Raw genomic sequence first — 25,320 nt, 5'->3', positions numbered from 1 at the left:
GAGTGTTGCCATGAGCATCGCTGCCAAGCATCTTGATCCGCAGTTGGGTATCGATATCCATATGTATGCGGTGCCGCCAAGCCCGCTGCCGACGCCGCATATCGGGCTGGTGCTGGATCCGTTCGACTACATCCCGTTCATCGGTTCGACGATCAAGGTCAATGGCGTGCATCGCGCCACCGCCGGTACCGGCGGCCTGGATGTGCATATTCCTTTGGGCGTTTGGGCGCCACCGTTGGCCGCGCCGATGGGCCCGCAGTTCGACGGCGAAGAGATCTTCATGGGCAGCCGCACGGTATCGGCTGATGGCGAACCGTTCTCGCGGCTGGCGATGCCGGTGCTGGATTGCAATCTGGCCGGCATGATCAATCCGTTCCGGATGAAGAAGCCCAAGAAGCCGTTGCGGGCACTGTCGCTGCCGACCGGTCTGAATGTCGCCATTCCGAGTAGCGTGACGGTGGGCGGACCACCGACGATCTCTTGGACGGCGATGGCGTTCCGTGCTGCCTTTGCCGGGTTGGGCAAGCTGCGCAAGAGCAAGTTTTTTCAGGGCAAGATGGATGCCTTCAAGACGTGGCGTCAAGGCAAATGGGGGCATCTTCCGTCGGGTACGCTCAAGTGCAGGATCCTGCGTGCCGAGCCGGTGGATACCCGTGACGGCAGCGTGGTGGTCAGCCATCAGGACTTTGATATTCCCGGCCGCCTGCCGTTTATATGGCAGCGCAGCTATAGCTCCGCACAGATCGGGCGCGGTGGTGCTTGCGGTGTCGGCTGGCAGACACCTGCTGACATCACACTGGAAGTGCTGGACGACGGCTCTGTGTGGATGTCCGGGCCGGGGCAGGTTGCGTTCTTTCCCGAGCTGCCGCCGGTAGATGGTGAAGCAGCCGCGATACTGGATTTCGTCGATGGCGCACGCTTGCTGCGCCAGCACGGACAATTGCGCGTGCGCTTCAAGGGCGGCCTGCAGTACGTGTTCGGCAACGATCTACCGGCAGGTGTCGCACCGTTGCCGGCACATGGCAGTCTGGCCCTGCAGCGCATCGAAGATGCCAGTGGCAACTACTGGCGCTTCGAGCGCAACGAAGGGCATCTGGTACGTATCGTAGAAAGCGGTGTCGACGGCCTGCAAGGTCGTTTCATCGACGTGGATGCGCGCCACGGCCGCGTGGAGCGCATGGCCCTGCATGACCCGGCAACTGGCCTGGTGCATCCGCTGGTGAGCTATCGTTACACCGCCGAAGGAGATCTGGCTGCCGCGGTGGATCCGCTCGGTGCTGCGCGCACATTTGCCTACGCGCAGCACCGATTGGTACAGCATACGGACCGGGTGGGTTTGTCGTTCTACTACACGTTCGATGCGCAGGGGAGGGTAGTGCACTCCTGGGGCGACGGTGGCCTGTACAACTACCACTTCGAGTACGACGCGCTGCTGCGCGAGACCCGTGTGATCGATTCGCTCGGTCATCTGAGCGTGATCAAGTTCGACGAGAACCAGCTGCCGCTGTGCGAGATCGATCCGCTCGACGGCGTTACCTTCTTTGAGTACGACGACTTCGGTCGCACGGTTGCGGTAACGGATCCGGAGGGCCTGCGCACGGGCTTTGCGTATGACGCACACGGCAACCTGTGCTGCCTGACGCGGGCAGATGGCAGCAGCTTGCAGATGGAATACGACGACCACGACAACATGGTCGCACTGCGCTCGCCGGATGGCGCCACGTGGCAGCAGGCCTACGACGGGCGCGGATTGATGGTCGTGCAGACCGACCCATTGGCAGCAAGAACGCGTTATGACTATGACGCCAGCGGGCAGTTGCTTGCGCAGACCAATGCGCGGCAGGCAGTCACGCAGCTGCGCTACGACCGTCACGGTCTTGTCGCAGCAGTGATTGATGCGCTGGGGCATGAGAGTCGCTACGAGCAGGATGCGCTGGGCAATCTGCTGCGGCAGGTAGATCCGCTGGGGCAGGTCAGTCGCTATGAATACGACGCCAAGGGCCGCTTGCTGGCAACGGTGACGCCCGATGGTGCAGGCGTGCGCTGCGAGTACGACGCGGAAGATCAGCTTGTCCGCTACACCGACGAGGCCGGCGCGCAGACCCGGCTGGAGTATGTCGGCATTGGCCAGATCGGCCGCCGGCTTCAGGCCGATGGCCATGCGGTGGAATACCGCTATGACAGCGAAGAGCAGCTGATCGCCGTCATCAATCAGCGCGGTGAGACCTATCAGCTGCTGCGTGACCCACTTGGTCGGATCATCAAGGAAGTCGACTATTGGGGCCAGGCAAGACGCTATAGCTATGACGCAGCCGGGCGCTTGACCGCCACAGTCGATCCGCTCGGCCAGAAGGTGGCTTTCAACACCGACAAGATGGGGCGGATCACCCGCAAGACCTTGCCGGACGTGCGCCATGCCGGGCAGCAGCTGCAGGAGCATTTTGTCTACGACAAGCTCGGCCAGTTGGTCGAGCTGCGCAATCCCTCGCGTACGGTAAAGCGCCGCTACGACCCGGTTGGACAGCTGTTGGAAGAGCTGCAGGACGGCTTCCGCGTCGGCTACGGCTACGACGAGGTGGGCAACCGGGTGTCCCGCGAAACTTCTGCCGGCAATCATCTGGCCATCGGTTACGACCTGCGTGATCAGGCAGTGTCGATAGCGATCAACGATGAGTCGCCCATCCTGATGCAGCGCGATGCGCTGGGGCGGACCACGCAGGAAACCCTGAGCCCGCATCTGCAGCGTAATTTCAGCTATGACAGCCGCAACTTGCTGACCTCGCAGTCCATCCTGAAGGACGCGGCACCGCTGTTTGAAACACGCTATGACTACGACCGTAGCGGCAACCTGACCCGGCGCAGTGACAGCGGCCAGGGCGTGGACGAGTACCGCTACGACGCCATTGGCCGCCTGCTGCAGCACACCGACCCGAAGGGCAAGATAGAGCGATTCTTCAATGACCCTGCGGGCGACCGCCTACGCACCGAGATCAAGCAGGTGCAGGCACGCAAGGTGGTGGGCGGCGACAACGATGAGCTGGTCACCTGGACGCGCGAAGGTACCTATCAAGGCGTGCACTACGTCTTTGACCGGGCAGGCGACCTGATACGCAAAGGCGCACCGCACGGCGACGCTCCTGATGATCTGACCCTGATCTGGGATGCTAATCATCGCTTGGCGGAAAGCCGGCGAAATGGGCAAACCACGCACTACGGCTACGACCCGCTAGGCCGAAGAGTGTTCAAGCGCAACCCGACGCAGACGACGTGGTTCTTCTGGGACGGCGATGCGTTGCTGGGTGAAGTGCAGCAGGCGAATGACGCTGATGAAGCGGCGCCGGTTTGGGTGGGGAATGTTGCGAACTTGGTTGAGGTCAAGGCGCGGCAAAAAAAGTTGGCGGCGCTGTATGGGCGGCTGCGGGAGCATGTGTATTACCCGGAAACCTTTGTGCCTTTACTCTTTTTGGAACGAGAGAGAAGTCGAGATCCATCTGGTGGAAAGATTGGGTCAAATGGAAATACAGCACTCAGCTCTCGCGTATTGGAGCGAAACTACGCGCCATCGCACTTAAGTGTGACTGGATTAGGGGTGCTTGGAAGTGCGGTTCTCGGCGGGGAAAGTGCCGGCAACAGCCTGTACACCCGGAAGCACAAGGTGGAGGGGTTGCCTGAGTCAAACTTCGGCGAAAGAGCCTTGGTCGAGTGCGTGGATGCTGGTAAGCAAGTTTCTTATTTTTATGAGGTGGATCCTAATGGCTGCCCTTTGCGGGTGACGGATGCCGAAGGCTCCGTTATCTGGTGTCTGGACTCGCCGCTATGGCGCGGCCAAAACGGCATTTCGGGATTCAATAATGTTCTTGATTGCGCTCTGCGTTATCAGGGGCAGTACTTTGATGGTGAAACTGGATTTGCATACAATCGCAATCGTTTTTTTGATTCCGATATAGGTTCGTTCATCAGCCAGGACCCGTTGGGCTTGGATGGTGGGGATAATCTTTACCTATATGGGGATTCTCCGCTGATGGATATCGACCCTCTGGGTCTTAAGCGGATAAAGATCATTCAGGACCCGAATGGACAGACTATTCTCGAAATAGACAGTAGCAAGTACGCTGCTGGAACGCCCGAGCACCGGCAGCTTCAGCGGTTCGTCCGAGCTTGGAATAGTGAGATTCAGAAGGCTGGAGGATCATTGACCAAGCGGAGTTCGATATCTGCAGTTGAGGAGGCGGCGTCTGCCACGTGGAAACGAAACTTAAGGAGGAAGTATCCGCGCCGTTTTCTTAACAAGGTTGTCGGGCATACTCCAGATGCGATCATGGGTGGGCGGATAGCAGGCGGGAGAGCTATGGCGCTTCTCAGATCTGTAAACTCTTATCTTGGCGGAATAGCAAAGGGAGTTCCTGCCGGAACGGTTTATCACAAGGTGACATTGAAATGCAGAAAATAGAGTCGGTTGACAATGAGGTGGTTTTGACTTTTGAAGCGTTGCGGAAGTCTTACCCAGACAGGGCAGAGGAGGTGAAAGTAATTCTGCGGAACGCGGGAATGACGGAGAAAGAAATCGACGCTTCTCTGAAAATGAAAGTTGGTCGGCCTGACAATGCACTGCCGCGCGAGTATCCCATGTTGGATGCTAGCTTTCGTCCTGCCACTCCAATGTTGCGGGCGCGATATAGCTTTGCTTCTTCTATCGTGGACGTCGCTTGGCGATTCCCATCGATGAAAGAACTGGCTAAATTATTGGCTTCAAAGAAGCTCAAGGCGATCGCAGCAGCTCAGCGAAAGAATTGGGATGGTTCTGCCCCGGATGCTTTCGATGAATCCAGTATCTCGTTATTTGCATATACTAATTTGGATGACGGTGATGTTGCCTGGCTGGTTTGGAATAAGGGTGATGAGCCTGAGGTTTGGACGTATCAGGGGCAGCGTGAAAATAAGTATAAGAATATCAAGGAGTTTATTTTGCACATTATGTCGTGATCGTGGTGTTTTTAGGGTGAGTGCGAATTATGTTCCGGTTTGATTTGATTGCTTGTTTCGGCCAGGAGCTGCCGTAGGAGAGCTGGTGGATAAGTAGTCATACAAGAAGATGGTGATTGGCCGGCTTGCTGACTATCTCCAAGAAAAAGGTTGTGCGGGTAGCGAAAAAAGCGGCTATAGCCTAAAAAAACTGAAGATATTTCGATAATATTTACGATTCGCACGGTAACCGGGAAGCTGCCAGCGTCTGTTGTTCAACTTGATGTTGACGCTGACCACCTCCCAGCTTTTTGAGCCATTCAAAAGTAGAGGAATTCGGCGAAACTTACCCCGCGCAGAAAGGTGATTGGGCATTTCCGGGGCCACGTTCTACAACTGGAAGAAGAAGTGCGGCGGTTTGAGCTTGTCCGAGCTGTGCCGGCTGCGGCAAACTGGAGGGAAAGAATCGCAAGCTCAAGCAGCTGGTTGCGGATTTTGGCTTGGGCAAAGTGATGCTGCAGGACGTCATTCAAAAAAGCCCTGAGGCCGGTGCAGCGACATACGCTCATCGACTTTCTGCAGCGTGCTTACGCGGTCAGCCAGTGGCGGGGCTGTGGCGTGATGCGCCAGGCCCGCTTTGGGCTGGCGTACAAGCAGGTGCGTAAAATTCTGGGTGCGCCATTGGCGCGGCGCATCGCGGAAATTGCCCGGACGCGGGTGCGTTACGGCTACCAATGCATCCACATCCTGCTGCGTCGTGAAGGCTGGCTGATCAATCGCAAGCGCGTGCATAGGCTGTACAAACTGGCGGGGCCGAATCTGCGCTCAAAGCAATCGCGCCGACGCAGGGCCGCTGTCAAGGAGCTAGTTTTTTGGAGACGTTATGAATGTGACATTGGGGGCTCGGATGGGCGGGCCTGATGCGGCCGCCAAGTTCCATGCTGTAGTTGTGAAGCTTCGCCCCATTGTAAAAGCCACATTGTCGGAAATTATGCTAGACGCTGTGGCTGAGTTGGATTTTGAATTGTATATTGGCGGTGCGGTTACAGACTACTGTCCAGAGGCGTTTGAGGCGACGATAAGGTATACGAAGAAGGGCGAAGTGCTTTGGGTTAAGATATGCGTCCCACAAAAGGATATGGAATCGGTTGGTGAGGCTTCGGCAGAAGAGACGATTTTTGGGTGGCTGATTAGGGGTCTCGAGTTATCGGCCTTTCCTAAAAGTGTCGCAAATCTTGATTTGAAGCTTGTTGTCGGCGCGCTAAACGCTGCGACGAAATGATTTTTTTGGTTTCCTGGATGTTACCAAGGTTCTGCGGTCGCAGCCGTTCATAGCTACGAGGGCAAGGGCGCGATGGATGCTTGCTGGCTACCTCGACGCTCGACGGCGCCGGTGTGCGCTTCACATACAGTGCGGAAGATTAGCTTGTACGCTACACCGACGAAGCTGGCGCGCGGGCCAGGCTGGAATACGTGAGCATAGGCCAGATTGGTCGCCGCCAGCAGGCCAATCTGGCTACGCGGTGGAGCACCGCTATGACAGCGAAGAGCAGCTGATCGGTGTTATCAACCAGTGTGGTGAGACCTATTAGCTACTCCGCGACCCTCTTGATTGCGTCGTCGAGGAAGTCGACTATTGGACCAGGCAAGGCGTTGTAGCTATGACGCGGCCGAGCGCTTGACCACCACGGTTGATCCGCTCGGCCAAAAGATGGCCTTCAACACCGACGCCAGCCGTTGGGGGTGTCTACGATAGAGGCGTTTAGGGCCTTCCAGTTTGTTGTCTCGACGGTATGGACTCAGAGTGGTTGCCTTATCTGCCTTGTCGAGCTTGATGCAACCGCTGAAAGGCGTGAGCTTCGAGCTACGGGAGTCGAATTATCGCCGGGTGTAGAGGCTAAATATTTAGTGATCTCATGAATGACAGCGATCTGTATGATCTTGCTCATTGGGCAGTTCGAGGTGTGTGTAATGACCTGTTCTCCAGTAATGAATCCTTTTATTATGTAACTATTTTTTTTACCGAAGAAGGCTTCGGCCCAACGTTGTCGGCGTGGTCGCGGGAGGCTTTGCAAAGAGAGGCAGAACTTCGGTCGCGAGATATCGGTTTTGCGCGTGCAGTCAAGTGGTCTTATGCTGATTCACCTTATTGTGATTATCACGGTGAATTATTCTCTCCGCTTCGTGATATTTTTAATTTACGGCCATCAATTCAGCAGCTTGGGCTCGCGAAATGGCAAGCTGAGCTGAGCTTTCGCCTAGGTGTGTTCGAGACTGCTTTGCAGCGATTGGATCAAGAAGGATTTTTTTCAAAAAACCAGTCTAGGGAACAGTTATTGCTAGCTGTGGAGATCATGCCGCCGATTTCAGACAATATAAGCTTTGTTGAAATGCTTAATGATGTTCATTCTTCAGGGTATTTGAGCTGGTTTGATGAAGCTGCGGAAGATTCTGAGGACTGACGCCTGGACGAATTTTTCGTTGGATTTGTGCATAGATATGCGACGAAGACTAGGCGTTTTCACGAAGCACTATCCGGAAGAAATTCATATGAGCGGGCCGCGTCCACCAGGTGGTGCCGCGCGCCGATTTTTCTACCTTAGACCGGTTCAAGATTTTGGAGGCCGTCATTTGGGGGAAACTAACGCCTGAGCTGGTTCTCAGCGGGTCATTACAAGTCGGCGCAAGTATTCAAGCGCAACGCAGACAACGTGATTTTTTGGATGGGATGAGCAATGTCTCTATATATTTTGAATTATGTATCGGGTGCGCCGGGATGCCCCATTGTTCTGAAGGGGAGGTTGAACAAGGGCTGGTCATGGAATGCGTTCAATCCGCATACTTCCGCGGTTGATCCAGGAACCGGCTACGTTTACCAAGCCAAGCATGATTTCTTGGATTTCGATTACTGGGGTACGTGCGGGATGGCGTCCGAACGATTTATGGAAATATGTCGTAATTTCGGCATCGGAGTTGAATTTGTTGCGGTGGATGTGCTGCTGTCAGATAGGAAAAAGTCGAAAAAGAAATACTTCTATCTGCGTTGGTCCGCGTGGGCGTCGGTGATTGATTGGGAGCGCTCCGACTACGAACTTGAGAAGGACTTGGAGACCGGAGAGGTTGTGCACTACAAGTACTTTCCGGATGTGCCCGTAATCGAAACCGTTGAAAATTTCGTTGTAGATGAAGGCAAAATTCCTGACAGTGCCGCGTTCAAGTGTTTGGACCTTGGTCACGTACTAGTCTGCAATGACGCGTTCCGCGAGGCTTGCGAACAGGCGGGGCTTGCGGGCATCCAGTTCGAAGACATCACGAGCTATAAGAAGAGTGACTTCTGGGGTTGATTGTTTACCAATCTAGATTAGCCGTTTGGTCAGATCATGAATTGGATGCTGGCTCATCAGGGGCTACCTGCGTCTACGCGGTTGATTCTTCGGAGCCGAAGACAATCCCAATTTGCCGCAGCGGCAGGCCAGGCTGTTTCCACCCAGAACGCCGCTGGTGGCATATGATTCGTGCTGATGGGCCGGACTACTCCGCAACCCTCTGTAACTCCACCGCATAAATCACGCTGTCTTCGATGCGCCCATCGACGGCGAAGGCGATGGATAGCTGGTCCGGCGCAAGATCGGTGCGGTGAGTGAAGCACGTGGCTACACCTTTGGTGCAACTGAAATCCCAAGCTTGACCACCTGCAGTTCGCAGATCGCGCAGTGTCGTTCGGTTCGTGATTACCAACCCTTGCAAGGACAGCGGCTGAATGAAGACGCTTAGTGGTTCCAGCTCGGTGCCGGGCGCAGCGACTTCAAAGCCAGCAGCTTCGCGGTCCATATGGTTCAGGACAATGGTGACGATGCTGGCATTGGGGCTTTTGCCGTTGTCGGGATAGACACGGATGCCAAGCTTGTCCCAAACCAGAACGGTAAGGCCGGGGCTAGGCTGGGTGCTTCGATAGTCTTGGCCCAGCGCTTGTATCCATTCGCTCATCGGTGCGCCGAGATTCAATGCGTTGCCTTGATAGATCAAACCAGTGGGCGTGGTTTCGATCACAGGTCCTGCGCTGGCAGCTGCGGCGGTAGTTGCTGCCGCGGGAGGCTGAGAACGGGAAGATCTCGCATCGCAGCCGACGAGTGCGATACCAAGCATGGCGGCTGTGAGTAGGCGTCTGCTGACGTCTTGCTGTGTCACTTGGCCTTGTTGTCCTTGCTGAAAATGTCTTTGTAGACGTGTGCGATGTTGTCCCGGCTGCCGGTCGCTGGCGCAACTATGCGCATGCGCCTGGCAAGAACTTTGGTGGTGAACGACTGCCTGGTCTGGGTGAGCTCTGTTCAATAAGTGGATCCGCGTTTGATCGCCGTCCAGACGTTGTCCAGGTGTGCCCGAAGTGGCGTCGATGCTTTGGCTACGTTCGGATCATCACGGCGTTCGCCACCGAATGGTGGGTCGCCTTCAATCTCCACGAGTGAGTCGCCGTTCACCACAAAGTGTTGCTGATCACCTTGGCGTACATCGATACGCAGGTGCTGGGAGTCGATGCCTCCGCCGCAGAAACTGTGGCTGGCGAAAGTCAGCTCTGCGCGGCCATCTTCATCCAGGTCTGTTGCCTGCGTCTGCTCCAGGAAATAGTCGGCTTCCAGATCAAGGCCTTCGCATGAGGTGGGCTGCTCAACCTGCCAGCGCGAGGTCCATGGTGCGTCAGGGGTAATGCGAATGAACTGTTCCGCAATCAAGGTAATACGGTCGACGTACTCTTCAGTGGCGTCCTCTTGCAGTGTTTCCTCACTGTGTGAAAGCAGAAGTAGTCCGTGACCATCTTTGTCGTCGAATGCGAGCTGCTTTACAAGCGTGCCTTTGAACATGCTTTTCAGTTGGTCTAGAGGAAGATCGGGGCGTACCTGCACGCTAACCATGCGCTCCGGCTCCACCGCAGCTATTGCCTTTGCTTGTGAGACTTCGGCTGTGTCAAATGACGTGGGTGAACTACAGCCTAATGTGGCGAATACCGATAGAAGCGCCACTGCCGGCGCTAACAGAACTGTGTCAGCGCGTATTGCCCCCGGTTTTTTTGGCGACGACGATGCCGAGGGCGGTGTTGAGATCAGCAGCAGCCAGTTCATCGAGCTTGGATTCCTTTAGTTCCTTCTGAGCGAAGGGCAGATAGCTTGTCGGTACGTAATAGCGCAGGGTCGCAGGGTTGAATCGGACGAAGTTGATCTGATCGCTCTGGTTCCCGCCCAGTAGAACAGGCCGCTCGCGCTCTATCGAATAGACGAAACCGACGTGCGAAGTTCCTACCAGACCTATGGCGCCATACACGGGTTCGGCGATCTGGCTAAAATTGATAGTATCCGCGGCGAAGGACCGCGCACGGTATGGGTGCGGCGAAGAAATGGGATAACCCGCGCTGCGTAGGCACCAGTTCACGAACGAGGCGCACCAAGCGTTGGAGCTACCTGCCAGACTAGTGAATTGCCGACCGTAGCCAAGTTCGGAATGGAAGTTCACAGTCTGGCTGATCACGGCTTCTTTCTTTCCCGCCCACTTGCTCGCCTGGGTGTAGGCGTGTTCGATCCACGGCGCACGCGTTTGCGAAAAAGGAATGATCGCAATGGGATGGCCTTGGCCTTCCCGGCTACGGGTATCGCGCGCTTGCAAGGCAGGTGCCGACGCGCTGCGGCTGATCGCTGACGGCGGTGTGCGGGGGTTGGTTCTGATCAACGAAGGACGGGGTGTGGCTCGGGCGCCAGTCGCATTATCCGCAGCACGTGTTCCGCTGGAAGTGGGCTTCGCGCCTGCCGGTAGCGTCAGCTTCTGTCCGGGACTGATCCGGTTGGCGTTGGTGATGGAGGGGTTGGCTGCCATCAAAGCCTGCACGCTGGTGCCATGTTGATCGGCGATCTTGCCCATCGTGTCGCCAGACCGGACGCTGTACACGATGGGCTGTGGCTTGGGTGGGGCCGCCGGTCCGGGGTCATTGGCAGCTGTGGTCTGCGGCTTGCCGTAGATCCAAACAACGTGGCCTGGATAGATGCGGTTGGGATTGCGGATCTGGTTGTTTGCTGTCAGCTCGCCGACGGATGTCTTGAATCGCGCCGCGATTGAAGCGAGCGTGTCGCCCGGCTGCACCACGTAGCGCAGGGGAGCACGTTTGCCATCGGCAGTACGGACAGGGTTATGGGGTTGTGAGTTGCCACCAATGGTCATCAGCTGGCGAGCAAAAATCAGCGAGGAAGAGGCTTTTTGCAAAGCAAATTCGCCAATTTTTGTGCCGAGCTTGCCGGATTCGTCCAGGAACAGTTCGATCAATTCGCCTGGTTGGCGGGTAACGAAAGTCGGGAGTACACCATTCTGGTTGGTAGAAGCCTTCCTCTCACCCGTGGCGCTGCTGCGGACGATAACGGGGGTGGCAGGCAATGGCCTGGCACCGTCTGACAACGTGACTTGAGTAGCGTGAACGATGCGTTCTTTGCGCGAATCTGCATTGGCATTGAAGCCCTCATACTGCTCCATGGCGCCGACCATGCCGTTGAACTGCGCCGGTGTCATGTCTTTGATGACGGTGTCGTCAGTAGCACCAGAGCGGTTCCGGACAAACGCGAGGTAGGCAGCAGTATCGTTCTCTTCCTCTGGTGCGTAGACATGCATGGCATCGTGCAATGTCATTTCATTGTACTTGCGTCGCAGCAGGGCTCGCTTCTCTTCGCATCCGTCTTCAGCAGTCGGAAAGATGGCGAATTTCCCACTTTTGGTGTCGGCCTCGCCGATCATTTTCTGGTACTTGCCGCCGGGCCGCAGATTGCCTGGATTGTTCAGTAGCCAAGCAAGCGTGCCGCCACTGCGGATGAGCTTGTCGCCCGTGTCGGCGGTGAACTCCACGGTCCTGGTGTCCTTGTCGAAAGCTGCGCTGATATAGGTGGTCATCCGGTATCCGCCTATCGATTGGAAATTCTTGTCAACGCCTGCGTGACATTCACGCCCTTTGGAAGCAGCCGGGTGGTGTCGAGCACCCACACCCAGCGTTCTTCATCTGTTTGCTGCTTCAGGAGATAACGGTACATTTCAACAGTGCTGTCTTCGTCGTACGGAGTTGTCTTGAACTTCAATTGTGCGACGTACAAGGCAACGTCATTTGACTCAACGACTACGCGGGCGTCGCGCAACGGAAGGTCTGCGGTAGCCGTGGCTTTGACAAGGAATTCGGTAGGGGGCGCTTCGGAGCTTGGTAGTAGTGGCAGCTGATTCCACGTCGCACCATCGGACGCAGGGTGATACTGGAAAGTGTAGACGTGAAAGCTGTGGGAATTGAAATGGCTGACGTAGCCTGAGTTGACGCGCAGGGTGCCTTGGGAGGTTCTGATGTCGGTGTTGCCGGAGGCGTACTGTTGCGCTTGGGCGGCCGGTACCCAGCTCAGGCACAGAAGCATGAGGAGCGAAGATATCTTCATGTGGATGCCGGAGATTCGTTGAGGAGTTCGAGGATCTGCTCAGAAGTGAGCGAGCCGATGGGTGGGTCGCTTGGCTGGCCAAGGAATGGATCTACGCCTTCGAAGTCAGGGTTGTCCCCGTCATTCTCTGGCGGCAATCCTGCACTGGGGACAATTTTGTCCCAAGTATCCTCGCCAACCTGCAATGTCAAAGGGCGACCCAGACCGTCGGCCATGACGCGTGGCAGGCGGCCATCCTCGCCAAGGGTGCCGCTGGTAATTTCTTTGCCATCGGCATCGTTGATGCGGAACGGTTTGCCTTTCCAGCCCAGGTCCGCGGCCAACGCATCACTGCCCTCCAGAGCGAAACGTAGGCTTTCCTTGAACGAGAAAAGGCCGGCGGGAAGTGCCGGCAAGGCCGGTGCATCGCTGCTGCCAGCCATGAACGGATGTTCGCCGGCCCTGACCTTGAACTCGCCCGGGCAGCTGAAGGTGATATCGCCACCCTCCAGTGTGATCGCGCTGCTGCCTGCCTGCAGCACGATCTTGCTCTTGGCCAGCACATCAATGCGTGCATCGGTGGCGGTGACGGTAATGGCCTGGTCGGCCAGCAGTTCCAGTTCGCCGTCGTTGGCCTGCAGGCTGACGGGGCCGTTGGCAGCAATCAACCGCACCGGGCCGCCCTGCGCGAACAGTGAAACCTGGCCGCCGGAAACGGCAGCAATGGTTTCGCCGCTGCTGGCGTGCAGGTCCTGTTGTACGGTCAGTTGCAGGTTCTGCCCGGCGAAGGCAATCGCGCTTGCGGGCGTGGTCCAGGCAATATGGTTTGGCGCCTCGGCCAGCAGCACCGGCTTGGCGAAGCGCTCAACCGGCTGATCGCCGGGTGTGCGGCCATCGTTGGGCTTGAACTGGGATTGGCCGTTGACCACCGCCTGGAAGCGGCCGTCGGCGGCCGGGTCGATCTGCTGACGCAATTGACCGGTCTGTTGCCACGCCTTGAGGCCGGGCACCTGCTGTTGCTGCAGGGTCTGTTGCATCTGCTCCAGGCTGCGCTCGGCGCCCTTGAGCTGTGCAACCACCTCGGCATTGTCCATCACCGTAGAGGCGGCACGCTCCTGTGTACTGGCCGACAGCAGCAGACCTTCGGCGGCGTGCACATTGCTCCAGCCCTGGGTGGCCAGTTCGAAGCCTTCGCCGCGTAGCGCGCCGCGTGCGGTGTCCTGGTGCTGGATCAGGTAGCCGAGCTCGAGGCGGCTGTCAGCCAATGAACTGTGCAGGCGCGTGCGCAGCTGGCCCGGCGTGTCGTCGATTACCCATTGCTGGGTGCCACTGCCGTCGTGGGCCTGTGTATGCAGGCCGCTGAGCACACCGGGGTGCTTGGCATCTTCATCGATGCCGCCACCAAACGGCGGCGCGACATTGCCGTTGTAGAGCTGGCCGGTGATGCGCGGTTGATCGATATCACCGTGCAGGAACTCGACCAGCACCTCGCTGCCGATGCGCGGCAGGAAGGCGGTTCCCCAGTTGGGGCCTGCCACCCATTCGGCAACCGATACCCAGCTGCCGCTGGTGTGATCACCCGGCGCGTGCCCGGCCTGCGCGCAGCCGGTTTCGCTCAAGCCGCCGGGATTGGGCGTGCTGCCACGCTGCCAGCCGAACTGGACGCGAACCTGATGCTCGCGGTTTGGGCTGAGTGCGGCGTCGGCCACGCCGACTACCCGTGCGGTTTGCGGGCCGTGCAGGGCAGGGCGGTCGTGCGGTAGTGCGCGGACGGGAACGCTGGCGTCTGTAGCCAGAAACTGGTTGCGGTAGCTGCCGCGTTCCAGCTCGCTGTTGCCGAGCAGCTCGGCAATGCCACTGTCGAGGTTGTTGACCGCCGCGTGGGCGACCACCAGGATCTGGAACTGGGGGCCTTCGTGTTGTGGATGTTGGCTCAGCGTGAAGCGGGTGCCTGCGGACATGCGTCGTTCGCTGCTGCTGCCGTTGTGCAGAAGCTGCGCGACCTGCAACGCATCCAGTCGCGCCTGTGCTTCACTCTGCGCCCAGCTGGAGTCGTTGAAGCGGCCCGCGCGGGGTTGTACATAAACTTCCAATGGCGGAACGTCGCCGCCGTCCGCACTGGCCTGTGCTGCGATGGCGTTGAGTTTGTCACTGTGCCAGCTGGCGACCGTGCTGTTGTTGGGGACCAGCTGGCGCTGCTCAGCGAAGCGGGTGATGCCATCGCTGGATTCGCTGGCGGCAACACGATGGAAGCGGATGTTGCCGATGTCGGGAAGCTCGGCCTGCGGTTCAAACACCACCAAGGTATGCGCGCCGTCGCCGTCCTGGGCCTGCTCGATGCGCCAGGCAAGGCCGCTTTCGGCCAGCAGCCGACTGACGAATTCCCAGTCTGTCTCGCGGTACTGGGTGGTGATCTCGCGTTGCGGCAGCACAGCTTCAACATCGAAGCGGTAGTCCGCCTGCGGGTAGTCATCAAAGACCTGCGTGCAGATGGCACGTATATCCAGATCCTGGAAGATCACCGCATTGCGGCGCAGGCGCAGCAGTGCGGTCCAGGGTTCCAGTGCCAGCTGGTAGCGCGCCAAGCCGCCATCGCTGCCCAACTGTGCGACGTCGGTACACAGGCCATGCCATTGACGATGGGAGCCGTCGGCAAGCTGCAGTTGCAGCGTCAGCGGCTGCTCCAGCCAGCTGTCAGTCTGCAGGTAGGCATCCGTGCAGAGGCAGTCGATCTGCAGCCGCATCTCGCCGCACAGGGCTTCCTGGCCCTCGAAGCGCTCAACCACCAGGCCCTCATGTGGGGCCTGCAGTTTGATCAGGCGGTCGTGATGTGAAAGCGCGGCGAGTGCGACAGACAACGAGGAGCTCGGGACGTCCATATCGACAGGCTCATGGCAAGGTGATCGTGATGTGCGCAGTGCGTTCGGGCATCTGCACGACGTTGTTGTAGGCAGCCAGCTGCTGGCGCGTATCGTGGCCCATATAGGTGCGCAGGCCGATGAAGGCCAGTACACCGAAGCAGCCAACTACGGCGGCCGGCAGCCACAACGGAATTACCCGGCGCAGCTGGTTGCGGATGTTGTCCGGCGGCAGCGCGTGGGGCGCGAAGCCATGCCGCTTGCCCTTCAGGTAGACGATTTCGTCGCCCAGGCGCGCGGTGAGATAGCCCAGTTTTTCGGTGCCTTCGAGGCGGTACTTGCCCTCGAACCCCATCAGCAGGCAGTAGTGGTAAACCTCCAGCGACGGCAAGCGCGGTGCGCCCTGACGGCGAAGTTCTTCGAGTTTGTCGAAGAAGTGCTCGCCAGCAAGGTGCTCGCCGAACATGCGCAGCTGCAGCGGATTGCGTTCCCACACTTCGTGCAATGCGGACGGCTGCGAGAGGATGGCCTCATCAACGGCTGCGCAGAAGGCGTACTTGGAGGCGTAGACATCTTCAGCGGCAATGCCAAGGCGCATCGCATTGCGTTCGACGCTGTCGAGGAACTTCTGCACCGTCTGCACGAAACCTTCGGCATCGTTGGGCAGTTGCCCGCGCTTGAGCAGCAGCAACAGGTAGAAACCGTCTGACATCAGATCCTGCAGGCTTTGCGGCGCTGCGGAGATCTGTGCATTGTTGGCCATGGCGGCATTGCCGGTCAGTGACGGCATCGGGCCCGGGGTCGGAGGCAGATGGGAGTTCATCAGGTGGTCACCGCAACGAGTTCGAGCTTGAGGTCGGCAATGCCGGAGGGTACATAGATCATCAGCGACTGCGATTTGAGCATGCGTTCATACAGCGCGCCGCGTGCATCTATCTCGAAGTAATGGCTGCCGGGGCGTACCGGAATTGCAGCCGGCACCTGTGCCGCGTGGGTGAGCTTTACCCCTGGCAGCGCGGAAAGTACGCACTTCTCAACGTCATCCGGCGCGCCGATCTTGAAGCGGATAGGCACTGTCTGGATCAGGTCCTGCGCTGGCATGGAGGCCGAAACGGAAAGGTAGAACGACGCTTCGCCATCGATGCGCTGCGAATCCAGCCGACCCAGATGGTAGGACGGTTTGATCTCGTTCAAGGCGATCTTGAAGTAGCGTGTGGAGATCACGGTTTCCAGCAATGCACGCACGATTTCCAGCAACTTGCGGAACGAAGCCTCCGGTTGATCGTGGCGATACACCGGCAGGTCGTTGAGTTGATAGGTATTGGAAAACGTGAGCAGGGCGCCGGCCATGCGCAGCAATTCCTGGTGCAGGCGCTCGGGATGCAGCTGCGGATGATGCAGCAGGTGGGCGAGGGCGCTGAAGGAGGAATTGATGGTGTGCAGCAGCCAGAACGATGCGATATCGCCCGAGCGGAACTCGATGATGTTCTGCGAGGTTTGCCGGTGCAGCCCGTACAGCGCATCTACCTTGGCCTGCAGCGCATCCAGGACGGCGCGCAACTCGCGATGCAGGAACGGCGATGCCTGCAACTGCGCGCAGGGCGGAATGAATTCATCGTCCAGTTCGAAACCACCACTGGACGTTCTGCGCACGCGTGCAACCGGCACGATTGCGTAGGCATCCTTGGGCTGGTCATCGGTCAGCAGCTTCACTGCCTTGCTGAGATATGCCAATTCAGCTTCGGCGGCATCGGTGAACAAATCATCCGAAACCCGATTGGCCTGGCGATAACGCGCAAGCACGCTGCCTTCGGCATCTGCACAATTGCGACCGTCATCACGCAATAGCGGTAATGCGAGATACACGATTGTTGCCTGTACCCCCGGAGGAAGGTCCTGCAGCGATACGGCATCGGGAAGGCTGTCGTGCACCGGCGCGTCGTAGCTTTCACCATCCGGAAAAACAGCGGACAGATCGAGTGGCCGCAAGGTGCCGCCGGCCAGTGCATGCGGGTCGAAGCGCACACGCCGTGCGCCCCACGCATAGGGGTGCAAAGTCTGCGACAGATCCTGCAGGCGCGCCTCGTGATAGGCGTCTTGACGCTGGAAGTGCTGCGGGCGAAGGAACAAGCCTTCACCCCATAAAACCTTCGACATCCTGCTTACGTAAGCCACATTTCAATCCTTGGAAATTCCGTTGGCGCGTTGCATCGAGCATGGCGCTCAAGTCACATAATCGCTGCGCTGGCAGCCGATGTGAAAACTCCATTCACATCCCGTTTGCCACCGCCTCATGCGGTTTCAACGCGAAAGATACTAGCGCATGCTTGGCTGGCAATGTTGAAGAGCGTGCGAAAACCATCGCACGTTCAACGTGCTCCGGCGCAGCGGACCGACGCCAGGCTGCCCGAGTCGCCAGAGATGCGGCTGCTCAGCGCGGTACTGTCGGTAGTCAATGCGCAGGCGTGCACGCCGAGGGTTATGCCGTCATTGGGAAGATTCTTGGTGCGTGCATCAAAGGCCACGCGCCAGCGCCCTTCAGCCGGTGAACGGAACAGTGCAACCACGCCGATTACTGCGGTGCCGTCACTAAGTTGTTCGGACAATTGCTGGCGTACACCCGGTGTCAGGACCACTTCATTGACCGACAGCAGGTCCGCGCCCAGTGCCGCTTGTTCCCCGGCCTGATCAAGGAAGGCATTGAACGGAGCCTGTTCAAAACGCTGCCCGCTGCGCAGGTGGTAGATCTTCAATACCGCAGCGCTCGCACGCTTGTCATTGCCGGCATTGAGATTTGTCCCGGCGTAGATCTGTAACGGAATTACAGGAGGTTTCTCAGGCTTGGCTTCACGCAGACCAACGGCCTGCAGTGTACTGTCCACGGCCTTGCCCAGTTTGCTGCCCGACGCACAACCGCCTAACGCGAAGGTAGTAATAAGGGAAAAAGTTGTGATTGAAACAACACGCAGAAGTTTGCTCATGTACGCATTCATTTAGTGATGGGCGCCATAAAAACAGCGGTCGAATGACTACATCGGGATGCAAGTGCAGCACGTCGATGTGAAGGAAATGTTCAGAGCAAACAAATCGCGATTTCGAAAATGACTATACCGGCGCGCATTCCCGAATGTACACTGCCGCCGCTGGGACTGGATTCCCGCGAGTTGTATCGGCGGAAATGCGGCTCCCTTTAGGAACTTATTTCGACGAAGGAATCACTATGGATGTGAAGATGTTTGGGGCGGCAGCGTGTCGTTCGGTGTTGGCGTTGGCGATGTTGTCGGGGTTGGCCGCATGCGAAACAACGGCCAAGAAAGAAGCAATTCCTTTCGACGTAAGCTTGGCAAATGCCGAGGCACAGGTCTCTACGGCAGGCGCCGATGCAGCGATCAGTGCATTCGAGGTTGCGGCCAAGGCTGACCCCACGCGCAAAGAGCCGTGGGTGCGCATTGCACAGTTGCAATTCGATCAGAACCGCTATGCACGCGCCATCGTTGCAGCGGAAGAAGTGCTGCAGCGCGATCCTGATGACCTTGTTGCCGATGGTGTACTCACTGTCGCCGGTTTTCGTATTGCCAATGAATCGCTGCAGCGCCTGGATGGGCGCGGTGCGCTGGCATCTGAAACCGCACAGCGCGAAGCGCAGACGCTGGTGACCACGCTGCGTTCCACCATGGGTGACGCAATTCTAGAAACCGGTAAGCCGAAGGCGACGCGTGTTGTGCGTCAGCCGTCGCGTTCCACATCAGGTGGCCGGCGTGTCGCAGCACCGGCAACGGTTACGCCGCCGGCTGCGCGTCAGCCGCGCGCCACGGGCGCCGATCCCTTCCAGAACATTGGCAACTAAGCCGGATCAACAGGACCAGTCAGGAGACACCCATGGCCAAGAAGGACAGCGTTCAAAAGCGGCTACAGAAGATCCGGCCGCCGCGCGTGCAGCTTACTTATGACGTAGAGAAGGGCGACGCGATCGAGCAGAAAGAGCTGCCGTTTGTGGTTGGTGTGATGGGTGACTTCAGCGGTACGCCGGAGAATCCGCTGCCCAAGGTCAAGGACCGCAAGTTCGTCAACGTCGATCTGGATAATTTCGACGAAGTGATGGAAGCGGCCGGCCCACGCGCGGTCTACCGCGTGCCCAACAAGGTCAGCGAAAGTGGTGGCGAGTTCGGCGTCGAGTTGAAGTTCAACTCGATCGAAGACTTCCGCCCGGAGTCGGTGGTCCAGCAGATCGATCCATTGCGTCGCCTGCTCGAGTCGCGCACGAAACTGGCCGATCTTCGCAACAAGCTGGCGGGCAATGAAAAGCTCGAAGACCTGTTGACCGATGTGCTCAACAACACCGAGCAGCTGAAGAAGCTCGGCGCGGCAAAGGAGGAGTAAGCGATGGCAGCTGAAGCCACACAACTGTCCGCGCCTGCCGCGGCTACCGAAGAAGTCGATCTGCTTGATCAGATCGTCGAGAAGAGCAAGGTTGCCAAGTCGCGCACCGAGCACGAGCGTGCCAAGGACATCATCTCCGCGTTGGCGCAGGAGGTCATGGACGGCACCGTGGTGGTGTCCGACAACCTCAATCTGACCCTGGACGCGCGTATCGCCGAGATTGACCGGATTATTTCCGAGCAGCTCAGTGCGGTGATGCATGCGCCGGAATTCCAGCAGCTGGAAGGCAGCTGGCGCGGCCTGCACTACCTGTGCTCGCAGACCTCTACCGGCCCGAACATGAAGATCAAGGTCTTCAATTCGCCGAAGAAGGACCTAGTCAAGGACTTCAAGTCCGCTATCGATTTCGATCAGAGCGCATTGTTCAAGAAGGTCTACGAAGAAGAATTCGGTACCTTCGGTGGTGCACCGTTCGGCGCGCTGATCGGTGACTACTACCTGGGCCGCCAGCCGGAAGACATGTACTTCATCGAGCAGATGTCGCATGTGGCTGCCGCAGCGCACGCACCGTTCCTGTCCGCTGCCAGTGAAGGCATGTTCGGCCTGGAAACCTTCACCGACATGGGCAAGCCGCGCGATCTGGCCAAGGTGTTCGACACCGTCGAATACGCCAAATGGAAGTCCTTCCGCGAGAGCGAGGACAGCCGTTACGTTGGCCTGACGCTGCCGCGCTTCCTCGGCCGGTTGCCGTACAACCCCAAGGATGGCACCACGGTTGAAGGCTTCAATTTCGTTGAGGAAATCGAAGCGGCCGATCACAGCAAGTTCCTGTGGTGCAACACCGCCTATGCAGCTGGCGCGCGTTTGACCCAGGCATTTGAAAGCTACGGCTGGTGTGCGGCCATTCGCGGTGTTGAAGGTGGCGGCCTGGTCGAAGACCTGCCCACCCATACCTTCCGTACCGATGACGGCGAAGTGGCACTGAAGTGCCCGACCGAAGTGGCCATCACCGACCGTCGTGAAAAAGAACTCAGTGACCTCGGCTTCATGCCGCTGGTGCACTGCAAGAACACCGACTACGCCGCCTTCTTTGGTGCGCAGTCGGCACAGAAGCCGAAGAAGTACAACACCGATTCGGCCAATGCCAACGCGATCCTGTCTGCGCAGCTGCAGTACATTTTCGCGGTTTCGCGCATCGCTCACTACTTGAAGGCGATGATGCGCGAAAAGATCGGCAGCTTCGCATCTGCGGGCAACGTCGAGGAATTCCTGAACCGGTGGATCGCCCAATACGTATTGTTGGACGACAACGCCAGCCAGGAAGCCAAGGCGCAGTTCCCGTTGCGTGAAGCGTCTGTGCAGGTTTCGGAAGTGCCGGGCAAGCCCGGTGTCTACCGCGCGGTGGCCTTTATCAGGCCGCATTTCCAGCTCGATGAGCTGTCTGTTTCGTTGCGTCTGGTTGCCGAATTGCCGGCATCCGCGAAGAAGTCGTAACGTTTTGATGTTGCTGTAGCGTCGGGAGGGGACCTCGGTCCCCACCCCGCAGTGGCGCATATTTCTAGAGGGCGAAGCCCCCCTCAACCGCCGAGCCCCCGCTCGGCAAACAATCTCACGGAAGAACGGAATTTAGGAGACCAGATATGCAACATGCTTTTCTTTCCATTGACACCATCAAGGGTGAGTCGCACGACGACAAGCACAAGGATTGGATCGAGATCCAGTCCTTCTCGCAGGATCTGCTGCAGCCTCGCTCGGCCACTGCCTCCACCTCCGGTGGTACCACGGCAGCCCGCGTGAATCTGTCGCCGATCGAAATCATCAAGTCGATCGACCTCGCTTCCACGGCCCTTAACCAGGCCGCCGCAAACGGCACCACCTTCCCGAAGGCACGCGTTGAATTCATGCGCGCTGACAAGGACGGCAACGCGATCAATTACTACCTGGTCGAGCTGCTGAACGTGCTGGTACACCGCGTCACCACCACGGTTGACAAGGAAGGTATGCCGCAGGAAGTGGTTCAGTTGAGCTTCGGTGCCATCAAGTGGACTTACCAGCAGCAGAAGCCGGAAGGCGGCGTTGGTGGCAAGACCGTGGCGCAGTGGAGCGCAACCAAGAACATCCCGAACTACACCGTTTGATGATGTGTTCTGCGATGGCGCGTTAAGCGCCATCGCAGTCTCAATCCCGGCATGGCCAGGAAAGGCCCTGCAGTTGCATCGCTGCCTTTACGCACGGATGCCTAGCTACCGGAAACAACGATGAAGGGACTCGAACCCAGCCTGCTGGAAAAACTGTTTGACGATAACCCGCGCAGTGCGGGTGCCGGGCCGATATTCAAGTCCGTATCGCTTGAGCAATACAAGGAATCCATCGCCCGCGACCTGGAGGGGCTGCTGAACTCGCGCGCCGCATTCCAGGAAAGCGATATGGCGGAGTTCCCGAACTGCCGCCAGTCCCTGTTGACCTATGGGCTTGCCGATTTCTCGGCGATGAGCCTGGCCAATGCCTATGACCGTTCCGCCATTTGCCGCTCGCTGGAGCAGGCTGTTGGCCGCCACGAGCGCCGTTTGAAGAACGTCAGTGTGCAGCTTGACGCGGGCAATCAGTTCGCCGGCGGGCTGCATTTCACCATCCACGCGCTGCTGGATCTGGAGCCTGCACGTGAGCCGGTGAGTTTCGATGCAATGTTGCAGCCATCGACGCTGCAGTACCAGGTCACCCGCGCCCGGCGCACCCAACAGGCGCTCTGATGCAGGATCTGCTGCCCTTCTACGAGCGTGAACTTGCCTACCTGCGCCGTTACGGCCGCGAGTTCGCCGAGCGTTACCCCAAGATTGCCGGCCGCCTGCAGCTGTCTGCTGATGGCAGCCAGGACCCGCATGTCGAGCGTTTGATCGAGGCATTCGCGCTGCTGACTGCACGCGTGTCAAAACGCATCGATGATGATTACCCCGAATTTACCGATGCACTGCTGGATGTGCTTTACCCGCACTACCTGCGCCCATTTCCTTCGTGCGCCATTGCCTATTTCGACATGGATGGCGTGGCCTCCAAGCTGAGTGCCCCGGTGCGGGTGCCGCGCGGTACCTCGCTGCAGAGCCGGGCGGTACGCGGCGTTCCCTGTGATTTCCGTACCAGCTATGACGTGGTGTTGGCGCCGATCAGCATTGCATCGGTGGCTTATCGTGCCGTCGCTGATGCGCCGATGGCGACAGCACTGCCGGCCGGCAGTGGCGCGCAGATTTCCCTGGGTTTCCAGCTGTTGTCCGATCAGCTTGGTTTTGGCCAGCTGGGCACCGACAAGCTGCGGCTTTTCCTGGACGGCGAGCCTTCGGTTCGTGCAGCGCTGCGCGACGCGCTGCTGCTGGGGGTGAAGGCGGCCTATGTTGAATCCGATGGTGACGGCCGCTGGCGGCGACTGGATTCAGTACCGATCACGCCGGTAGGCTTTGCCGACAATGAGGCGCTGATCGACTTCCCGGCACGCTCGCATCCTGCCTATCGTCTGTTGACCGAACTGTTTGCCTACCCGGAGAAGTTCGGCTTCGTTGATCTTGACCTGGCCGCAACCAGTGCCGGTGCCAGCCGCCGTTTCACCTTGCACCTGATCCTGCCTGCCGGTCAGCAGGAGCGCAGCAACGCGATGGTGCTGGAGGATATCGGAACGCATAACGTGCGGCTCGGGTGCACGCCCATCGTCAATCTTTTCAGGATCAACGGTGAGCCGATCCGGGTGACCCATCGCACCGTGAACTATCCGGTGCTGGCGGATGCCCGCCGCGCGTTTGCCTATGAAGTGCATTCCATCGATTCGGTGCACCGCATCCGGCAGACGCCGCAGGGCGAGGCGATCCACGAGTTCCGGCCGTTCTATTCGCTGCATCACGGTGAAGACCCGGATCGGACCGGGCAGTACTGGGTTGCCCGTCACGATGAAGACATTGCACGGCAGAGCCCGGGTTTCGAGATGGAAATCAGCTTCGTCGACCTCTCGTTCAACCCGGTGCTGCCGCAGACCGATACGGTCAGCCTTGAGCTGACCTGCAGCAACCGCGATCTACCGCATCAGCTTGCCCACGGCGTGGCCGGTGGCGATCTGAGCATCGAAGGCGGCAGCCCTGCACGCGCAATTACCCTGCTGCGCAAACCGTCGCGGCCGCTGCGCTTCCGTCATGGGCGCAGCGCGCAATGGCGTCTGATTTCGCATCTGTCGCTGAACCAGCTGTCGCTGAGCGGTAGCGGTTTGGCTGCGTTGAAGGAGATGCTGCGGCTGTACGACATGTCCGGCAGCAATGTTTCCGCGCGCCAGGTGGACGGGATTCTGGCGCTGGAGCAGGTGCCTGCAACCACCTGGATGTCCGGGCGCCAGTTCGCATCGGTGGTGCGCGGCCTGGAAATTCGTTTGACCATCAATGAGGCTCATTTTGTCGGCACCGGCGTGGCTGCATTCGCGCAGGTGATGGATCACTTCTTCGCACTGTATGTGCATGCCAACAGTTTCACCCGACTGGTGCTGATTTCCGGCGACAGCGGGGAGGAGATCGTCCGATGCCAAGCGCGCAGCGGCGAATCGATCCTGGCGTAGCCCAGCAGCTGCTGGCCGAGCCACACCGCTTCGAGTTCTTCCAGGCGGTGCGGTTGCTTGAGCAGATTTTCGAGCGGCAGGGCGTGAAGTCTGGCCAGGCCATTCCGATGCGGGTGCGTTTCCGCAACAACCTGTCGCTGGGCTTCCCGGCGACCGAGTTGTCGGCCGATGGAGAGGTGTATTCGCTGGCCGGTGACCGCCTGCAGGAGCGCGATGCCATCGAGCAGGCGCTTGCCAGCGAAACCCTGGGCGAGGTTCACCTGACGCCGCAATTCATGGGCTTGCTGGGGACGGCGGGTGCGCTGCCGCTGCATTACACCGAGACCTTGCAGATCCGCGAGTTGTACGAGCGCGATCGCACCGCGCGTGCCTTCCTGGATATTTTCTCCACGCGTGCGGTTGCTTTGCACTATGCAGCCTGGAAGAAGCACCGGTTGGCGCTGCAGTATGAGCTTGACCGCCGCGAACGCTTCCTGCCTTTGGTGTTGTCGCTGCTTGGCATGGGCATGCTCGAGCTGCGCGACCGCCTGCACGATGGCGAAGGCGATATTTTCGATCAGGCCGTGGCCTATTACGCTGGCGCCATCCGCCAGCGGCCGGTTTCGGCGGCGCTGATGCAGCGCGTGCTGTCCGATTACTTCCAAGTGCCGCTCGATGTCGAGCAGTTTGTAGGCGCCTGGTATCGAGTGCCGGTGGGGCAGGCGACGCGGCTTGGCCAGGCCAATGCCGTTCTGGGTGCGAGCGCGCTGGCCGGTGACCGTGTATGGCAGCGCGACCTGCGCCTGCGCCTGCGCATCGGCCCGCTTTCAAAGAAGGCGTTTGATGATTTCCTGCCCGGCGGCAACGCGGCCTTGGCGTTGGCCAAGTGGCTGTCGCTGCTGACCGGCGGGACGCTGGAGTACGAAGTGCGGCTGGTACTGCGCGCAGAGGATGTCCAAGGCAGCGCACTGGGAAATGGTGCGCGCCTGGGATGGGACAGCTATATGTGCACACGCGGCCAAGCCGGCGCGCGGGATGACACCACCTATGGCATCCATACATTGCAATGACAACGCGCCGTTGGCGGCAACGCCGATGGTAATTGAACGGTTTCAGCAGGGAGTGCGTGGTT

The 25,320-nt window shown here is 58.8% G+C and carries 22 protein-coding genes; 13 read left to right on the top strand and 9 right to left on the bottom strand.

What is annotated here, in order from left to right; translation table 11 throughout:
• Positions 1–10 precede the first annotated feature (10 nt).
• Both ABE493_RS01740 and ABE493_RS01735 read left to right on the top strand, forming a co-directional pair.
• Positions 11–4,450 (top strand): RHS repeat-associated core domain-containing protein, encoded by a 4,440-nt coding sequence (locus ABE493_RS01740; protein WP_346496679.1) that lies wholly within the window; start codon positions 11–13, stop codon positions 4,448–4,450.
• Positions 4,438–4,983 (top strand): hypothetical protein, encoded by a 546-nt coding sequence (locus tag ABE493_RS01735; protein ID WP_346496677.1) that lies wholly within the window; start codon positions 4,438–4,440, stop codon positions 4,981–4,983. Before ABE493_RS01740 ends, ABE493_RS01735 begins: the two co-directional genes overlap by 13 nt.
• A gap of 504 nt (positions 4,984–5,487) precedes the next feature.
• Here ABE493_RS01735 and ABE493_RS01730 read toward each other — a convergent pair.
• Entirely contained in the window at positions 5,488–5,754 is a 267-nt protein-coding gene (locus ABE493_RS01730) for a hypothetical protein (protein ID WP_346496675.1), read from the bottom strand.
• Between ABE493_RS01730 and ABE493_RS19420 the strand changes: the two genes are divergently transcribed.
• The 4 genes from ABE493_RS19420 to ABE493_RS01715 all read left to right on the top strand — a co-directional run bounded on the left by ABE493_RS19420 (position 5,680) and on the right by ABE493_RS01715 (position 8,306).
• The gene (locus ABE493_RS19420; protein WP_430980691.1) at positions 5,680–5,883 is read left to right on the top strand and encodes a hypothetical protein; all 204 of its coding nucleotides are present in this window, start codon (positions 5,680–5,682) and stop codon (positions 5,881–5,883) included. The two genes, ABE493_RS01730 and ABE493_RS19420, sit on opposite strands and share 75 nt — an antisense overlap.
• On the top strand, positions 5,846–6,244 hold the full coding sequence (locus tag ABE493_RS01725) for an Imm12 family immunity protein (protein ID WP_346496673.1): 399 nt from the start codon (positions 5,846–5,848) through the stop codon (positions 6,242–6,244). The genes ABE493_RS19420 and ABE493_RS01725 overlap by 38 nt, the downstream gene beginning before the upstream one ends.
• A gap of 634 nt (positions 6,245–6,878) precedes the next feature.
• A complete protein-coding gene (locus tag ABE493_RS01720) occupies positions 6,879–7,424 on the top strand; it encodes a DUF4303 domain-containing protein (RefSeq protein WP_346496671.1) in 546 nt (181 codons plus the stop codon).
• Positions 7,425–7,697: 273 nt separating this feature from the next.
• A complete protein-coding gene (locus ABE493_RS01715; RefSeq protein WP_346496669.1) occupies positions 7,698–8,306 on the top strand; it encodes an imm11 family protein in 609 nt (202 codons plus the stop codon).
• Positions 8,307–8,493: 187 nt separating this feature from the next.
• On the opposite strand, the gene ABE493_RS01710 is transcribed toward ABE493_RS01715, so the two are convergent.
• The 8 genes from ABE493_RS01710 to tssJ form a co-directional block, all read right to left on the bottom strand.
• Positions 8,494–9,012: a hypothetical protein gene (locus ABE493_RS01710; RefSeq protein ID WP_346496667.1), complete on the bottom strand. Its 519-nt coding sequence runs from the start codon at positions 9,010–9,012 to the stop codon at positions 8,494–8,496.
• Positions 9,013–9,290: 278 nt separating this feature from the next.
• Positions 9,291–10,079 (bottom strand): M949_RS01915 family surface polysaccharide biosynthesis protein, encoded by a 789-nt coding sequence (locus tag ABE493_RS01705; protein ID WP_346496665.1) that lies wholly within the window; start codon positions 10,077–10,079, stop codon positions 9,291–9,293.
• A complete protein-coding gene (locus tag ABE493_RS01700) occupies positions 10,003–11,883 on the bottom strand; it encodes a LysM peptidoglycan-binding domain-containing protein (RefSeq protein ID WP_346496663.1) in 1,881 nt (626 codons plus the stop codon). Before ABE493_RS01700 ends, ABE493_RS01705 begins: the two co-directional genes overlap by 77 nt.
• An 11-nt stretch (positions 11,884–11,894) precedes the next feature.
• Complete coding sequence (locus ABE493_RS01695) at positions 11,895–12,407, bottom strand: hypothetical protein (RefSeq protein WP_346496661.1); 513 nt, start codon at positions 12,405–12,407, stop codon at positions 11,895–11,897.
• A complete protein-coding gene (locus ABE493_RS01690; protein ID WP_346496659.1) occupies positions 12,404–15,265 on the bottom strand; it encodes a type VI secretion system Vgr family protein in 2,862 nt (953 codons plus the stop codon). The genes ABE493_RS01695 and ABE493_RS01690 overlap by 4 nt, the downstream gene beginning before the upstream one ends.
• Positions 15,266–15,275: 10 nt before the next feature.
• Positions 15,276–16,067, bottom strand: a complete 792-nt coding sequence (gene icmH, locus ABE493_RS01685) for a type IVB secretion system protein IcmH/DotU (RefSeq protein WP_062167678.1) — start codon at positions 16,065–16,067, stop codon at positions 15,276–15,278.
• Complete coding sequence (tssK, locus tag ABE493_RS01680; protein WP_346496657.1) at positions 16,067–17,401, bottom strand: type VI secretion system baseplate subunit TssK; 1,335 nt, start codon at positions 17,399–17,401, stop codon at positions 16,067–16,069. The genes icmH and tssK overlap by 1 nt, the downstream gene beginning before the upstream one ends.
• 212 nt (positions 17,402–17,613) lie before the next feature.
• Positions 17,614–18,225 (bottom strand): type VI secretion system lipoprotein TssJ, encoded by a 612-nt coding sequence (gene tssJ, locus ABE493_RS01675; protein WP_346496759.1) that lies wholly within the window; start codon positions 18,223–18,225, stop codon positions 17,614–17,616.
• 146 nt (positions 18,226–18,371) lie between these two features.
• Between tssJ and ABE493_RS01670 the strand changes: the two genes are divergently transcribed.
• The 7 genes from ABE493_RS01670 (at position 18,372) to tssG (ending at position 25,258) form a co-directional block, all read left to right on the top strand.
• A complete protein-coding gene (locus ABE493_RS01670; protein WP_346496655.1) occupies positions 18,372–19,091 on the top strand; it encodes a tetratricopeptide repeat protein in 720 nt (239 codons plus the stop codon).
• Positions 19,092–19,123: 32 nt separating this feature from the next.
• The gene (tssB, locus tag ABE493_RS01665; RefSeq protein ID WP_057628618.1) at positions 19,124–19,624 is read left to right on the top strand and encodes a type VI secretion system contractile sheath small subunit; all 501 of its coding nucleotides are present in this window, start codon (positions 19,124–19,126) and stop codon (positions 19,622–19,624) included.
• Between the two features lie 3 nt (positions 19,625–19,627).
• Positions 19,628–21,118, top strand: coding sequence for a type VI secretion system contractile sheath large subunit (gene tssC / locus ABE493_RS01660; protein ID WP_346496653.1), 1,491 nt, complete (start codon positions 19,628–19,630; stop codon positions 21,116–21,118).
• A 146-nt stretch (positions 21,119–21,264) separates the two neighbouring features.
• Positions 21,265–21,762 (top strand): Hcp family type VI secretion system effector, encoded by a 498-nt coding sequence (locus ABE493_RS01655; protein WP_057628616.1) that lies wholly within the window; start codon positions 21,265–21,267, stop codon positions 21,760–21,762.
• Positions 21,763–21,882: 120 nt separating this feature from the next.
• Positions 21,883–22,374 carry a type VI secretion system baseplate subunit TssE gene (gene tssE, locus ABE493_RS01650; protein WP_057628615.1) on the top strand — a complete coding sequence of 164 codons (492 nt, stop codon included), beginning with the start codon at positions 21,883–21,885 and terminating at the stop codon, positions 22,372–22,374.
• On the top strand, positions 22,374–24,209 hold the full coding sequence (gene tssF, locus ABE493_RS01645) for a type VI secretion system baseplate subunit TssF (protein WP_346496650.1): 1,836 nt from the start codon (positions 22,374–22,376) through the stop codon (positions 24,207–24,209). The genes tssE and tssF overlap by 1 nt, the downstream gene beginning before the upstream one ends.
• Positions 24,173–25,258 (top strand): type VI secretion system baseplate subunit TssG, encoded by a 1,086-nt coding sequence (tssG, locus tag ABE493_RS01640; protein WP_346496648.1) that lies wholly within the window; start codon positions 24,173–24,175, stop codon positions 25,256–25,258. The genes tssF and tssG overlap by 37 nt, the downstream gene beginning before the upstream one ends.
• The last annotated feature ends 62 nt before the right edge of the window (positions 25,259–25,320 follow it).

The organism is Stenotrophomonas terrae, assembly GCF_039674165.1.
Classification (GTDB): Bacteria; Pseudomonadota; Gammaproteobacteria; order Xanthomonadales; family Xanthomonadaceae; genus Stenotrophomonas; species Stenotrophomonas terrae_A.
This window is presented reverse-complemented; position numbering and strand designations above follow the sequence as displayed.

Bases quoted from the DNA above. Each gene is read 5' to 3' on its own strand.
- tssF (WP_346496650.1), top strand. From the start codon at position 22,374: ATGCAGGATCTGCTGCCCTTCTACGAGCGTGAACTTGCCTACCTGCGC.
- ABE493_RS01655 (WP_057628616.1), top strand. From the start codon at position 21,265: ATGCAACATGCTTTTCTTTCCATTGACACCATCAAGGGTGAGTCGCAC.
- ABE493_RS01735 (WP_346496677.1), top strand. From the start codon at position 4,438: ATGCAGAAAATAGAGTCGGTTGACAATGAGGTGGTTTTGACTTTTGAA.
- tssK (WP_346496657.1), bottom strand. From the start codon at position 17,401: ATGTCGAAGGTTTTATGGGGTGAAGGCTTGTTCCTTCGCCCGCAGCAC.
- tssG (WP_346496648.1), top strand. From the start codon at position 24,173: ATGCCAAGCGCGCAGCGGCGAATCGATCCTGGCGTAGCCCAGCAGCTG.
- ABE493_RS01705 (WP_346496665.1), bottom strand. From the start codon at position 10,079: ATGAACTGGCTGCTGCTGATCTCAACACCGCCCTCGGCATCGTCGTCG.
- tssE (WP_057628615.1), top strand. From the start codon at position 21,883: ATGAAGGGACTCGAACCCAGCCTGCTGGAAAAACTGTTTGACGATAAC.
- icmH (WP_062167678.1), bottom strand. From the start codon at position 16,067: ATGAACTCCCATCTGCCTCCGACCCCGGGCCCGATGCCGTCACTGACC.
- ABE493_RS01725 (WP_346496673.1), top strand. From the start codon at position 5,846: ATGAATGTGACATTGGGGGCTCGGATGGGCGGGCCTGATGCGGCCGCC.
- ABE493_RS01695 (WP_346496661.1), bottom strand. From the start codon at position 12,407: ATGAAGATATCTTCGCTCCTCATGCTTCTGTGCCTGAGCTGGGTACCG.
- ABE493_RS01670 (WP_346496655.1), top strand. From the start codon at position 18,372: ATGTACACTGCCGCCGCTGGGACTGGATTCCCGCGAGTTGTATCGGCG.
- ABE493_RS01730 (WP_346496675.1), bottom strand. From the start codon at position 5,754: ATGCACGCGCTTGCGATTGATCAGCCAGCCTTCACGACGCAGCAGGAT.
- ABE493_RS01700 (WP_346496663.1), bottom strand. From the start codon at position 11,883: ATGACCACCTATATCAGCGCAGCTTTCGACAAGGACACCAGGACCGTG.
- ABE493_RS01740 (WP_346496679.1), top strand. From the start codon at position 11: ATGAGCATCGCTGCCAAGCATCTTGATCCGCAGTTGGGTATCGATATC.
- tssC (WP_346496653.1), top strand. From the start codon at position 19,628: ATGGCAGCTGAAGCCACACAACTGTCCGCGCCTGCCGCGGCTACCGAA.
- ABE493_RS01690 (WP_346496659.1), bottom strand. From the start codon at position 15,265: ATGGACGTCCCGAGCTCCTCGTTGTCTGTCGCACTCGCCGCGCTTTCA.
- ABE493_RS01715 (WP_346496669.1), top strand. From the start codon at position 7,698: ATGTCTCTATATATTTTGAATTATGTATCGGGTGCGCCGGGATGCCCC.
- tssB (WP_057628618.1), top strand. From the start codon at position 19,124: ATGGCCAAGAAGGACAGCGTTCAAAAGCGGCTACAGAAGATCCGGCCG.
- ABE493_RS01720 (WP_346496671.1), top strand. From the start codon at position 6,879: ATGAATGACAGCGATCTGTATGATCTTGCTCATTGGGCAGTTCGAGGT.
- tssJ (WP_346496759.1), bottom strand. From the start codon at position 18,225: ATGAGCAAACTTCTGCGTGTTGTTTCAATCACAACTTTTTCCCTTATT.